Origin of the sequence: uncultured Aliivibrio sp., assembly GCF_946479765.1 — a bacterium.
Taxonomy (GTDB): Bacteria; Pseudomonadota; Gammaproteobacteria; order Enterobacterales; family Vibrionaceae; genus Aliivibrio.
In genome coordinates this window covers 128,143-141,565 of the sequence record NZ_CAMLHO010000001.1, presented here as the reverse complement: position 1 = coordinate 141,565, position 13,423 = coordinate 128,143, and the positions used below count along the sequence as shown (strand labels likewise).

10 protein-coding genes are annotated in these 13,423 nt (G+C 42.0%); 6 read left to right on the top strand and 4 right to left on the bottom strand.

The genetic code is table 11. From position 1 onward, the window contains the following. Positions 1 to 27 precede the first annotated feature (27 nt). From Q1K78_RS00650 to fre, 4 genes are all read left to right on the top strand, one after another. Complete coding sequence (locus Q1K78_RS00650) at positions 28 to 1,023, top strand: hypothetical protein (protein ID WP_300173298.1); 996 nt, start codon at positions 28 to 30, stop codon at positions 1,021 to 1,023. 90 nt (positions 1,024 to 1,113) lie between these two features. Beyond that, a complete protein-coding gene (gene ubiD / locus Q1K78_RS00645) occupies positions 1,114 to 2,961 on the top strand; it encodes a 4-hydroxy-3-polyprenylbenzoate decarboxylase (protein ID WP_300173296.1) in 1,848 nt (615 codons plus the stop codon). Further along, positions 2,958 to 3,221 carry a 2Fe-2S iron-sulfur cluster-binding protein gene (locus tag Q1K78_RS00640; protein WP_300173293.1) on the top strand — a complete coding sequence of 88 codons (264 nt, stop codon included), beginning with the start codon at positions 2,958 to 2,960 and terminating at the stop codon, positions 3,219 to 3,221. The genes ubiD and Q1K78_RS00640 overlap by 4 nt, the downstream gene beginning before the upstream one ends. A gap of 89 nt (positions 3,222 to 3,310) precedes the next feature. Further along, positions 3,311 to 4,021 (top strand): NAD(P)H-flavin reductase, encoded by a 711-nt coding sequence (fre, locus tag Q1K78_RS00635; RefSeq protein WP_300173291.1) that lies wholly within the window; start codon positions 3,311 to 3,313, stop codon positions 4,019 to 4,021. A 123-nt stretch (positions 4,022 to 4,144) separates the two neighbouring features. On the opposite strand, the gene Q1K78_RS00630 is transcribed toward fre, so the two are convergent. From Q1K78_RS00630 to hemC, 4 genes are read right to left on the bottom strand one after another with little or no spacing between them, the layout of a single operon-like run. Next, the gene (locus tag Q1K78_RS00630; RefSeq protein ID WP_300173288.1) at positions 4,145 to 5,329 is read right to left on the bottom strand and encodes a heme biosynthesis HemY N-terminal domain-containing protein; all 1,185 of its coding nucleotides are present in this window, start codon (positions 5,327 to 5,329) and stop codon (positions 4,145 to 4,147) included. Continuing rightward, positions 5,326 to 6,561, bottom strand: coding sequence for a uroporphyrinogen-III C-methyltransferase (locus Q1K78_RS00625; protein ID WP_300173286.1), 1,236 nt, complete (start codon positions 6,559 to 6,561; stop codon positions 5,326 to 5,328). Before Q1K78_RS00625 ends, Q1K78_RS00630 begins: the two co-directional genes overlap by 4 nt. Further along, entirely contained in the window at positions 6,558 to 7,319 is a 762-nt protein-coding gene (locus tag Q1K78_RS00620; RefSeq protein ID WP_300173282.1) for a uroporphyrinogen-III synthase, read from the bottom strand. Before Q1K78_RS00620 ends, Q1K78_RS00625 begins: the two co-directional genes overlap by 4 nt. Positions 7,320 to 7,321: 2 nt before the next feature. Next, a complete protein-coding gene (gene hemC / locus Q1K78_RS00615) occupies positions 7,322 to 8,257 on the bottom strand; it encodes a hydroxymethylbilane synthase (RefSeq protein ID WP_300173279.1) in 936 nt (311 codons plus the stop codon). Positions 8,258 to 8,512: 255 nt separating this feature from the next. Here hemC and Q1K78_RS00610 point away from each other — a divergent pair, with 255 nt between their 5' ends. Further along, positions 8,513 to 11,029 (top strand): class I adenylate cyclase, encoded by a 2,517-nt coding sequence (locus tag Q1K78_RS00610; RefSeq protein WP_300173277.1) that lies wholly within the window; start codon positions 8,513 to 8,515, stop codon positions 11,027 to 11,029. A 157-nt stretch (positions 11,030 to 11,186) separates the two neighbouring features. Continuing rightward, on the top strand, positions 11,187 to 13,391 hold the full coding sequence (gene uvrD, locus Q1K78_RS00605) for a DNA helicase II (protein ID WP_300173274.1): 2,205 nt from the start codon (positions 11,187 to 11,189) through the stop codon (positions 13,389 to 13,391). Positions 13,392 to 13,423 lie beyond the last annotated feature (32 nt).

The following is a 13,423-nucleotide window of genomic DNA, read 5'->3' as shown; positions in this document are numbered from 1 at the left end:
ACTTAGTTCATTTAAGGAGAGTAACCTATGCAACAAGGACTGTTAGCATCAATCCTCCTCTCGGTAAGTTTGCTGGTTGGTCAGGCATCAGCCTCTGAAATTCAACCTAACTTTGCACAGAGTTTATTGGGTGATCAGCAACTCAATAAGAAGGTAGATGAACTGCATCAATATTTAGTTGATGGCGACATCATCACGCTTAATTTTTCTCTCGATCGTCTCTCTATGCCACAGCAAGAAGCAGTACGTTTCATGCTCGTGCAACAGATAGAACAGCAACAACTAATCCTAGACCCTAAAGGAACTATTTGGTTAAAGCAGCAGCTTTCTATTCACCCTACCTACACGATTAAAGAGCAAGGTAATGGCTATGTGGTGACTAAACTGGCCTTTGATTATTCTAGTATTGCTTCTCGTGTATTAAGCCAAATGTCAAAAGACCAACAAGTGTTGGATTTTATTCTTGCGGCTGAAGAGCATCGTTTAGTGTTATCGGAATGGTTGGTGGGTGAACCTCATGAAGTTCGCGTTCGTCAATCCATTGTATTGGCTGAATTAGACAGCTTAACACCGGAAGCCTTAGAGTATCTTGTCTCTCAGATCACCGATGACCCATTGTCTGTTTGGTTACCAACCACAGAAGTCATGGTGCGTTTGGCGCAGCTCTCTCAAAATAGTGATGTGTATAAAATCTTATGGAAAATGCGCACCGATCAGCACAGTATTGCTGAGCTTGCTCGTCTATCGACCGTAGCGCCAGACCCATTTGCAACACAGCAAATAATGGCTGCCACTAATAACCCGTCTTTAAAACAGAATGCGTTTGCCTCACTCGCGCAGCTTCATCCGCTTCCTCAAAATGTTCAGGTGTTCTTACTTGCTAAGATAGATCATATTCAAGACGGTGGTGCGGTAGCTATGCATTTGGCTAATTATGGGCATGCGCCTTGGTTAGAAAGTTTGTCAACGACTCGAAATAAAGTACGTAAACAACACGTAGGTTTAGCGCTATCACAGCGTTAACGTAATTTGATCCAACTCTAATGGATGTGGGTTGGGGATATGCCATAGTTTGGGTATAATCTATCCAAACTTCACTACATGTAGATAGCGATGCAATATAAGGATTTACGCGACTTTCTCGGTCACTTAGAAGAGATTGGCCAGCTAAAACGCATTTCACACCCCATTGACCCTCATTATGAAATGACAGAGATCAGCGATCGTACTTTACGAGCTGGAGGTCCTGCATTGCTGTTTGAAAATCCTATTGGTTATGACATGCCAGTGCTCACTAATTTATTTGGTACTGCTGAACGTGTTGCGATAGGCATGGGGCGTCAAGACGTTCTGGAACTGCGTGAAGTTGGTAAATTATTAGCCTATCTAAAAGAGCCGGAGCCACCACAAGGGTTTAAAGACGCGCTTAATAAATTGCCGGTATTCAAACAAGTATTGAATATGCCAACCAAGAAAATTCGTAAAGCACCTTGCCAGCAGATCGTATGGCAGGGTGATGACGTTGATTTGGATAAACTTCCAGTAATGAGTTGTTGGGCTGATGATGTTGCACCTCTATTAACTTGGGGGTTAACTATCACGAAAGGCCCAAACAAAAAACGTCAGAACTTGGGTATTTATCGTCAGCAAAAGCTCAGTAAAAATAAAGTGATTATGCGTTGGCTTGCTCATCGTGGTGGTGCGTTAGACTTACGTGACTGGATGGAAACTAATCCGGGCGAACCTTTCCCTATCTCTGTCGCATTTGGTGCTGATCCTGCCACTATTTTAGGTGCCGTTACCCCTGTTCCTGATACTTTATCTGAATACGCTTTTGCCGGTCTTTTACGTGGCAGTAGAACTGAAATTACCAAATCGATTAGTAATGAGTTAGAAGTACCAGCCAGTGCTGAAATTGTACTTGAAGGGTATATCGATCCAACAGAGTTCGCTGATGAAGGGCCTTATGGCGATCACACCGGTTACTACAATGAAGTTGAAAAGCATCATGTCTTTACTGTAACTCACATTACGATGCGTAAAGACCCTATTTATCACAGTACCTACACCGGTCGTCCGCCAGATGAACCTGCCGTATTGGGTGTGGCATTAAATGAAGTGTTTGTGCCAATTCTACAAAAGCAATTCCCAGAAATTATTGATTTTTACCTGCCACCAGAAGGGTGTTCATATCGAATGGCAGTAGTGACGATGAAGAAACAATATCCTGGTCATGCTAAACGCGTGATGATGGGGGTATGGTCGTTCTTGCGTCAGTTTATGTACACTAAATTTGTTTTGGTATGCGACGAAGAAGTGAATGCACGAGATTGGTCACAAGTGACAGCCGCAATGTCTCAGCATATGGACCCGTTTCGAGATAGTTTGATGATAGAGAATACGCCTATCGACTCACTAGATTTTGCCTCACCAGTAGTTGGCTTGGGCTCAAAGATGGGCTTAGACATTACTAAGAAGTGGGACGCAGAATTAGCACTGTCACCAAATGTCGAATTGTCAGCGATAGATACAGGTAGCGAGCATATTGAAGGCTGCTTAGCTGAGTTAACGAAAGAATTTCCAGAAATTATCGATATTCACTTACAAAATGACAATGCCAATATGGTTGTCGTGTCGATTAGTAAACAAGTCTCTGGTAATGGAAAGAAAATCATGGAGGCGGTTTGGTCTCAGTTTGATGAGAACAAGTTTGTTATCGTGTGTGACGGTGATGTCAATGTGAGTGATTGGAATGACATTATTTGGGCTGTGACGACGCGAATGGATCCAGCAAGAGACACATTATTCCTGAAAAGCGAAACGAGTCATTCAAAAGTGGGTCTAGATGCGACCAATAAATGGGAAGACGAATGCCTTCGTGAATGGGGAACTCCAATCAAAAAAGACCCAGAAGTCGTCGCTAAAATTGACTATATTTGGGATGAATTAGGTATTTTGTGAAAAAAATAACCTTACTCCCACAGCAAAAAGAATTCAGCATCAAAGAAGGACAAACGATCCTTGATGCGGCATTAGAATCGGGCATTAATTACCCAAATCGATGCCAAGTAGGTGCATGTGCCATGTGCTTATGTAAAAAGTTAGAAGGGGAAGTTGAATACGATTTAGAACCACTTCTAACCGACAAAGAACAACAAGAAGGGTGGGTATTTGCGTGTCAGGCAACAGCAAAAAGTGATTTAGTGCTGTTGTTAGAATAAATCCAGCCTTTATAATAACGTTACTCAACATAATAATTACAGCGTATAAGTACCATTTTAAAATAGGTATTAGCTGAAAAAGGAAAGTCATGCCAATCAATTGCAAAGTAAAGTCTATCGAGCCGTTGGCTTGTAATACTTTTCAAATATTACTTCACCCAGAGCAGCCCGTCGCGTTCAAAGCGGGCCAATACTTAATGGTTGTAATGGGAGAGAAAGACAAGCGTCCGTTCTCAATCGCAAGTAGCCCTTGTCGTCATGAGGGTGAAATAGAACTTCATATCGGCGCGGCTGAACATAATGCTTACGCAGGTGAAGTGATTGAATCAATGAAAGCCGCACTGGAAAATGGCGGTGATATTCAAATTGATGCCCCTCATGGTGAAGCGTGGATCCGTGAAGACAGCGAGCGCTCAATGTTGTTGATTGCGGGTGGTACAGGTTTTAGTTATGTGCGCTCAATTTTAGATCACTGCATCAGTCAAAACATCCAAAAACCAATCTTCCTATACTGGGGTGGCCGTGATGAGCATCAACTGTATGCAAAAGCAGAGATAGAAACCATTGCAGCAGCACATAAGCACATTACCTTTGTACCAGTAGTAGAGCAAACTGCAGGTTGGACAGGAAAGACTGGTAATGTACTTGAAGCGGTAAAAGCCGATTTTAGCTCATTAGCTGATATGGATATTTACATTGCAGGTCGTTTTGAAATGGCAGGCGCAGCACGTGAGCAGTTCACGACAAAGAAGCAAGCAAAGAAAGAACAACTTTTTGGTGATGCATTCGCCTTTATTTAAGTTTGGCTCTTATAAACTTGGCTCTTATAAACTTAGCACTTAGCTGATATCAATAAAATGAATACCAATAAAAATGCCACCTCATTATGAAGTGGCATTTTTTATGATTATAACTAAAGAGTATTAAGCATCAGAGCCCATCATGGTTAAGGCTTTACGAGAAAGATCCGCCGCCGCTTGTTTACGGTTTTGCTTATCCAATACACGAGCAAGGTAAGCATAGTCAGACATATCTTCACGAACCTCTAATGCCGCCTCAAAATGCTCACGAGCAGGTTGCCATTTCTCGGCGCGCATATACAACTGACCAAGTGTGCTTTGAATAACAGGATTACGAGCATCATAATTCGCCATGCTTTCAAGTAATACCGTCGCAGGGTGATAATCCGCTAGATTCAAGGTTGGTAATAGCGCAACTAAGCGGTCATCACTGTACTTTTTCAGATTATCACGCAAGATAATATACGCTTCTGAATCCGCCTTACGTGAATGTAATTGTTTAATCAAACAGACCAATACAGGAACGTGTTTTTTTAACTTCTTAGGTAACGCATTCCAATGCTCTAATAATCCAGCGGTTCCTTGTTTACTTGCGATGAGTTCCATTAATCCACACTCTGCTTTTTCTTCTAACTCTAATGCTTGTTGATCAGAGATAAGGCTAGCTTTAGTCAGAGGGTGAATAATATGTTTCAGCGCTTGCCACTCGTTAAGTGCTAAATAACACTCTTTTAATAGCTCAAGTAATACCGGGTTACGAGGATAATCGACTTTAACTGATTGCAGCGTAGCAAGAGCAAACTCATATTGCTCTTCGCGCATTTGTAATTTAGCGCTGGTTAACGCGACCGCCAATCGACTGTCTGATTGCTCAGAAGCCAACTGCAAATATTTATCACGCTGTACTATTTGCTTTCGACCTTGAGCGGCTTCTGCTGCGGCAAGATAGTTTAATAGTGGAAAGTCATTATGGCGTCCGCCTTTAGTTATTAGACGTTCAGCTTCTTTCCATTCACCCTCATGTAGTTTAATCATACCTTTAAACGTGTTGTAGCGTGCTTTACGTAAATGGCGAGCACTGAACCAACCACGAGTAAAGTTGCTAACAGAGAGAATACGTTTAACGATTATCTCCAGTAAAAACAATCCAGCGATTAAGGCACCGATAAAGATAACCAATGTTGTTAAGCTCATTTCAATCGTTGTATCTGCGACTGAGATAAGAACATACCCTTGTTGATCGGCAAATGTCGTTCCTACGATTAATCCACCAACTAAAACAATGGCTAGAAGAAGTAATCGGATCATGATTTACCTCCTTCTGTCGCTTCAGCTTGTTTCATTGGGGCTGCTTTTTCTTTTACAGGACTCGCTTTTACAGATGTTTCACCAATTGCGTCTATATTACGACGTAAACGCTCAGAAATTAAATCAGACAACAGTGCTTGAGTTTTCATTTTTTGTGGATAACGTACATCTACTTTGAATTTTTCTAGTGAGTCTAGCTGAGCCATAAAACTCTTAACAGCAGGATCATCTTGTTGGAAGTATTGAGAAGACCATAGCTTGGCACTTTCTAATGAGGTCGCATACACTTCACTTTGTTCGCGATATAATGCTGTAGCAGCAAGCAGTAACTTACCTTTAATGTTCTCTTTTAGGTAAAAGTGCTGCTCAGGACTAAGTAAAGGAATGACATTGCCTTCACGTACTCGATAAGTAATGAAGTGACCTGCAAAATCATCCAGAGACTGCATTAAGTTTGACTGCCAGTCATTGATGTTAGTTGATACTTCTTTCTTTTTAATCACATCAGCTTCAGGAAGCACTGCGCTAGCCAGAGGTAAGGTATTGATTTGCTGTTCAAGGCTGTTTAGTTTTAATACCAAGCCGTCACGGTCAATTAATGGGATCGCCTTTAGAGTGGAGATATCACTCGCCATTGCACGACGTAATGGCATTAAGCTTGGATCGTTTAATGCTGAAATACGCTGATCAGCATTTTCCATCAAGCGTGTTGCACTTACCACATCATGCTCAAGCCATAACTTACGGCCCGCCATTTTTACTAAGTAGTCAGCTTCGGCAAGTAACCAATCGTTTGGGCGACGACCTTTAACATCAGCAATAGCTAATTGAAGGCTAGCAATGCTTTTGTCTTGCTGCTGCATTAAAACGGTAGCCTTACGAACAATCTCATCGGCTTTATCTGTAATGCGTTGTTCTGCGGTTACTAATTTTGCATCAAAGGTACTGTCAGCACTTTTTAGTTGTTGTTCAAGCTGTGCTATTTTAATTTGTTGTTGAGTAGTCTGGTGTTGCGAGGCTAAGAAACTGCCGCCACTTAATAGAATCGAAATGATAATGGCAAGAGTGCCCAAACGACGGCCTTTTTTATCGACCAGTACTTCTGCTTTTTGAGTGGTTGCTGAAGTAGCTGTTTGTTCTGTTTTCTTCTGTTCTTTTGCTGTGGCAGAAGAAGGGGTAACCTGTGCTGCTTTTTCTTTTGAAGCAGGTGGTTGATTATTATTTTGTGTCATTTGAAAGTCCCATCATGATGATGCTCACTGAGATAGTGCAGCAAGTCGGAATTAGAGGCTCCGCCAACCGTTTCAATATGTTGATAACCAAGTTGTTGGCCAAGTTGGTTAATTCGTTCACTAGGTACTAATAAGCGACAACTTAATACCCAATCTAAATCGGTACCAGCAAATTGCGAAGTGAAAAAAGAGAGTTGTTCGCCGCTGGTGATAATTAATGTATCTACGTTATTATTTTGCCACTCTTTGGTTTTTGTTGAGCCATTAAATGGGGTGGATTTTCGTTGGTAAGTTTCACAGTAAGTGACTTTTACGCCGAGTTCTTCAAGCGCGTCGAAAATGAGGTCTCGTCCACCGTTACCACGTAGAATAATGGCCTGTTTTCCTGCCACGTTTTTTAAAACAGGAAGCGCGAGTAAATGTTCACTGTCGCTAGGCGTCGGAAAGTGTACTGGATCTGAAATATAGGTTCTGAGGTATTGAGCGCTCTTTTGACCAACGGCAAGGTAATTTATCCCTTTTTTCCACGAAATTTGCTGCAATTGCAAGTGATCTTGTGAGTGTTGGACGGCATGTTGACTGACAGCAATAATAAAATCTCCCTCAGAGAGAGAGGAAAATAGTGCAGGCAGTTGAGAGAGCTCTTTACCTGGATGAATCGTAAGTAGAGGGTGAGAAATAGCAGGATGCCCTAATTGATTCAGAGCATCACATAATGCTTGGCTCTCTTGCTCTGGGCGAGTCACCAAAATCGTCATCGTTAAGCGTCAGCGTATAGGCGATCGAGAATATCTTTCGCGCCGTCATTAAGCAGTTGTTCAGCTAATTGAGTCCCTAAGGCTTCAGCGTCAGAAACCGATCCTGTGATCTCGCCGCGTACCATGATAGAGCCATCTGGTTCACCAACTAAAGCACGTAACCAGATTTGGTCACCATCAATTAACGAATAGCTACCGATAGGTACCTGACAGCCACCTTCAAGACGGTTATTCATTGCTCGTTCACACAATACACGATGTGCAGTTTCTGGGTGATTTAATGGCGCAAGCAGAGCACGGATACGATCATCATCGAGGCGTGTTTCAATACCGACTGCACCTTGACCTACCGCAGGTAAAGATTGTTCTGGTTCAATTGAGCTTTTAATTCTGTCTTCTAAGCCCAAACGGATAAGGCCAGCACAAGCGAGAATGATTGCATCGTAGTTACCATCGTCTAGCTTTTGTAGGCGAGTGCCTACATTACCGCGAAGATCTTTGATGATTAAATCAGGGCGAGCTTCTTTTAGTTGGCATTGGCGGCGTAAACTACAGGTACCGACAATAGCTCCTTGTGGTAAATCTTCAATACAAGTGTAAGTATTAGAGACAAATGCATCACGCGGATCTTCACGCTCACAGATCGTTACTAGACCTAAACCTTCAGGAAAATCAACAGGTACATCTTTCATTGAGTGAACCGCAAGATCAGCACGGCCTTCAAGCATAGCAACTTCAAGTTCTTTAACGAATAATCCCTTTCCGCCCACTTTTGCTAATGGCGTATCAAGAATGATGTCGCCTTTCGTTACCATGGTAACAAGTTCCACTTCCAAACCAGGGTGAAGAGACTGTAGTGCGTCTTTAACAAAATGAGCCTGCCATAGTGCTAAAGGGCTTTTACGAGTGGCAATACGAACTGGTAATTGCTGTGACATAGTAGTATCCGATTAAAATAATTACCTTATCCTACCACTACTTGAGGGTGAGGTGAAAATACAGGATGACAACAGTGTGATTATAGGTTAAAAACGACACCTTAAATGGTAGGGATGCCTATACTTTCAGTAAAGGCATGAACTTTACGCCCGCAGTGAAAAGTGTTATCTTGATCACGTTTTTAGTCGGTATTGGACGAATCCTATCCAATATTAACCGTCATCCTTGATGACAAGATGAGTTAGGCTTTCTATTTGCAAACCTATATTGAAACATTAATCACGCGCCAGCAATGTCTCACCGAACAACGTATCGAGCGCGCATTAGCATTAATGAAGCCACTTGGGCAAGAGATCTTCCATCAATTGCCATTGCTATTGCATTTCAATCACTCGGAACTCCCGGGATTTGTTGAAGGTGCACCTAGTGGTATTAAACAATTTCATGCAAATAAAAAGCAGCGTGAGTGGATGGCTCAACTGACGCTACGTTATCCTCTGTCTACCTCAAACCAAGGCAATATTCTTGGTTTGTATTCTATGGGTAGTACCTCTTCGATTGGCCAAACTGTCGCTAGTGACCTTGATATTTGGGTCTGTATCCCAGAAAGCCTGCCAGCTGAGAAAAAAGCCTTATTGCAACAAAAGTGCGATGCTCTAACTGAATGGGCAGCGCAGTTTTATATTGAAGCAAACTTTTTCTTAATGGAACAAAATCGTTTCCGCGACGCTTATTCTGAAGAAATGACCGGTGATAACTGTGGTTCGTCACAGCATCTTTTGTTATTGGATGAGTTCTATCGTACTGCGGTATGTCTTGGCGGACAGCAGCTACTATGGCAGATTATTCCTCCAGAGATGGAAGAGAGCTATGATGAATACGTTGATCAGCTTTGTCAGAGTGGAGTGATCCGTAAAGAAGAGTGGATCGACTTTGGTCGGTTAAATTACATCCCTGCGGAAGAATATTTTGGTTCGAGTTTATGGCAGCTTTATAAGAGTATTGATTCACCCTTTAAGTCGGTTTTAAAAGCGATATTATTGGAAGCGTATTCTTGGGAATATCCGCACACTCAATTGTTAAGTATTGATAGTAAACGTCGTTTCTTTGCCGAAGAGCCTGATCTCTATGGTATGGATGCGTATTATTTAATGCTGGAAAAAGTGACGCGTTATCTTGAGCGAACCAATGATATGGCTCGTTTAGAACTGGTACGTCGCAGCTTTTATTTAAAAACGCATGAGAAATTATCTCGTAAACAAAGCCAAGATTCGGTGGAGTGGCGTCGTAAAGCCTTAACAGAATTAACGTCACAATGGGGATGGTCGCAAGCTACGATTGTAGAGCTTGATTCTCGTCGTTCTTGGAAGGTTGAACAAGTTAAAAAATCGCATAATGATTTGCTTGAAGCCTTGATGCAAAGTTACCGTAACTTGATCCGTTTTGCGCGGAATAATGACATAACATCATCGATCAGTCCTGAAGATATCAGTATTCTTGCTCGTAAACTTTACGCTGCGTTTGAAGAGCTTCCAGGCAAGGTTACTTTACTAAACCCGCAAATTTCTCCAGATCTGCATGAAGCGGATTTAAGCTTTATTGAAGTGCAAGATACTGGCATTAATAAAGCGGGTTGGTACGTATATAAATACCCATTAATCGCAAAAGAACTAATGGGTGCGAAGCACTTAGAACACAATCGATATTTAAGTAAATTGGTAGCGTGGGCTTTCTTTAATGGTTTGCTCACTGAATCGACACGTTTGGATGCCGTGGTGCGTCAAGCAGATCTGAATATCGACAAGTTCTATCAAATGGTGAGCGATCTAAGAAATACGTTCTCTGTTAATATGCCGCGGCCGACCAAAGAAGAGCTAGGTAGCCCTTGTGAAGTACGCCAACTCTCTATTTTTATTAATTTAGAAAGTGATCCGACAGAGACATTGAAGATAAAACCTGAACGCATGAATCAGGTGGATGCGGATATTTTCAGTTGTGGCAGTAGCCAGGATAATTTGATTGGCAGTGTGGATTTGGTATACCGAAATTCATGGCATGAAGTGAGAACACTTAACTTCAGTGGTGAGACCGCAATTTTAGATGCGCTAAAAACGGTGTTATGCAAAATGCACAAAGATGCGGCGCGTCCTGAGTCTGTCGATGTTTTCTGCTACAGCAAGCAAATGCGTGGCATCATTCGTAATAACATTTATCAGTTATTGGCCGAGTGTATTGAACTTCGTTTAAAGCCAGTTGAAAATAACGAGAAACGTCGTCGTTTTAAAGGCATTAAAATTGGGTCAACCATGTATGGTTTGTTCTTTGAGCGTCGTGGTGTGTCGATTCAAAAACTAGAAGATTCAGTACAATTTTACTCAAGTATTTCAACCAATAAAGCCATTGGCTCAACGACCATTCCTTTAGGTGACAGCAGCGGTATAGTGATCCCTGATGTGGTGGATTCGTTTGCAAGTGAAGGGTTAATTCAATTTTTCTTTGATGCATCAGAGTATAATGATGATGGTTTTAATATCTACGTATTAGACGAAGAGAATAAGGTTGAGATTTATCATGAATGCTATGGCAGCAAAGATGACATGGTAAACAGTATTAACCATTATTACACGTCAAGTCGCAACAATGTTGATTTGGACGCTCCAGATAAAGTGAACTTCAATTTGCCTCAGTTCTATGATGTCGTGTACAGCGAAGCCAAAGAAGCGTCAGTGCTTTCTTATCGTAGTGGACAGCAACAGTATAAATCAAAGTAAGCATAATTCGATCTCAATACACTTTAAAATAAACAAAGCTAAGCGGTTATTCTGTCTTAGCTTTGTTCAATTCAAAAGCAAATCTAGCCTCTAGGTTGGGTCTCACCTCATTTCAGTATATACTTCACTCACATGTATAAATAACCAGTGTGATGTGATGGACGTTTCTTTTCTTCTTGATGGTCTTAATGACAAACAGCGCGAAGCCGTAGCCGCTCCGTTAGAAAACATGCTTGTACTTGCGGGTGCCGGTAGTGGTAAAACTCGAGTACTTGTTCATCGTATCGCATGGTTAATGCAAATCGAGCAAGCGTCTCCTTTCTCTATTATGTCAGTGACATTTACTAACAAAGCGGCAGCAGAAATGCGTGGTCGTATTGAAGAGTTAATGCATGGCAGCGCTGGAGGTATGTGGAATGGTACTTTCCATGGTATCTGTCACCGTATTCTTCGTGCGCATTATCTTGATGCTAAATTACCAGAAGGTTTCCAAATTATTGATTCTGATGATCAACAGCGTTTACTAAAGCGTTTGATCAAAGCTCAAAATCTGGATGATAAAAACTGGCCTGCACGTCAAGCGGCTTGGTTTATTAATGGTAAGAAAGATGAAGGGCTACGTCCGAATCAAATCAATACGTTTAACGATCCTATCGCGCAAACCTGGCTAAAAGTATATACCGCTTATCAAGAGGCGTGTGATCGTTCTGGTTTGGTCGATTTTGCTGAAATTCTACTTCGTGCACATGAATTACTGCGTGATCACAAACACGTTCGTGAACATTATCAAGCACGCTTTAAGCATATATTGGTCGACGAATTCCAAGATACCAACAACATCCAATACGCTTGGTTACGCATGATGGCGGGTTCGGATTGTAAAGTGATGATTGTGGGTGATGATGACCAATCTATCTATGGCTGGCGTGGTGCGCAGATCGAAAATATTCAGAAATTCTTAGATGAGTTTATCGGTGCGAAAACCATTCGTTTAGAGCAAAACTACCGTTCAACCGCTAACATCCTAAACGCCGCCAATGAACTGATCAGTAACAATACTGAACGCATGGGTAAGAAGTTATGGACTGAAGATGCTGATGGCGATCTGATCTCTATTTACTCTGCTTATAACGAAATGGATGAAGCCCGTTTTGCGGTTGGGAAAATCAAAGAGTGGCGTGATAACGGTGGCGCATTAGAAGATAGTGCGTTTTTATACCGTAATAACGCCCAATCTCGTGTATTAGAAGAAGCCTTAATTCAAGCAGGGCTGCCGTATCGAATTTATGGTGGCATGCGATTCTTCGAACGACAAGAGATCAAAGATGCCTTGTCTTATCTACGTTTAATGAACAATCGTCATGATGATGCGGCTTTTGAGCGAGTAGTGAATACGCCAACACGTGGTCTGGGTGATAAAACACTAGAAACCGTACGTTTTGCTGCGCGTGAACGCGGGGCTACTATGTGGCAAGCCAGTCTTGCTTTGATTGAAGAGCAAGTATTACCGGGTCGTGCAGCTGGCGCATTAAGCCGTTTTATCGAGCTGATTAATGCATTAGAAGATGATACGCGCGATTGTCGTTTACATGAACAAACGGACCAAGTGATCAAAAGCTCGGGTCTGTTTACGATGTATGAACAAGAAAAAGGCGAAAAATCAAAAGCGCGTATTGAGAACTTGGAAGAATTGGTTACCGCAACTCGTCAGTTTGATAAGCCGGAAGAAGCTGATGAAATGACAGATTTAACCGCTTTCTTAACCCATGCCGCATTAGAGGCGGGTGAAGGTCAAGCTGACGAATTTGAAGATGCCGTTCAGCTGATGACATTACACAGTGCCAAGGGTTTGGAATTTCCATTAGTATTTATGGTGGGTGTTGAAGAAGGCATGTTCCCAAGTCAAATGTCAACAGAAGAAGCCGGGCGCTTAGAAGAAGAACGCCGTCTTTGTTATGTTGGTATGACACGTGCGATGGAAAAACTGTATATCATTTATGCCGAAACTCGTCGAGTGTATGGCCAAGAGAAATACCATAAACCGTCACGCTTTATTAAAGAGCTACCAACCAACTGTGTTGAAGAAGTTCGTATGAAAGCGAAAGTAAGCCGAACGGGGTCTTACGGTAGTTATGGTTCTCAAGAGAGTTCATCTGAAAGTCGATTTGGTCAGAAAGCGATTAATAATAACTTTAATGAAACCGGTTATGCATTAGGCCAACGAGTGAGGCATCCTAAATTTGGTGAAGGTACTATCATCAATTTTGAAGGTGCAGGTGCGCAAGGCCGAGTACAAGTTGCTTTTAATGGTGAAGGCATTAAGTGGCTTGTGACTCAATATGCCAAGTTAGAGTCAATGTAGCATCGAGTTATGTAGAGTATAAAAAAAGAGAG

What these genes read in the sequence shown, in the direction of transcription:
- hemC (WP_300173279.1), bottom strand. Translation starts at nt 8,257, where the DNA reads ATGTCACAGCAATTACCAGTTCGTATTGCCACTCGTAAAAGCCCTTTA.
- Q1K78_RS00625 (WP_300173286.1), bottom strand. Translation starts at nt 6,561, where the DNA reads ATGACACAAAATAATAATCAACCACCTGCTTCAAAAGAAAAAGCAGCA.
- fre (WP_300173291.1), top strand. Translation starts at nt 3,311, where the DNA reads ATGCCAATCAATTGCAAAGTAAAGTCTATCGAGCCGTTGGCTTGTAAT.
- Q1K78_RS00630 (WP_300173288.1), bottom strand. Translation starts at nt 5,329, where the DNA reads ATGATCCGATTACTTCTTCTAGCCATTGTTTTAGTTGGTGGATTAATC.
- uvrD (WP_300173274.1), top strand. Translation starts at nt 11,187, where the DNA reads ATGGACGTTTCTTTTCTTCTTGATGGTCTTAATGACAAACAGCGCGAA.
- ubiD (WP_300173296.1), top strand. Translation starts at nt 1,114, where the DNA reads ATGCAATATAAGGATTTACGCGACTTTCTCGGTCACTTAGAAGAGATT.
- Q1K78_RS00650 (WP_300173298.1), top strand. Translation starts at nt 28, where the DNA reads ATGCAACAAGGACTGTTAGCATCAATCCTCCTCTCGGTAAGTTTGCTG.
- Q1K78_RS00620 (WP_300173282.1), bottom strand. Translation starts at nt 7,319, where the DNA reads ATGACGATTTTGGTGACTCGCCCAGAGCAAGAGAGCCAAGCATTATGT.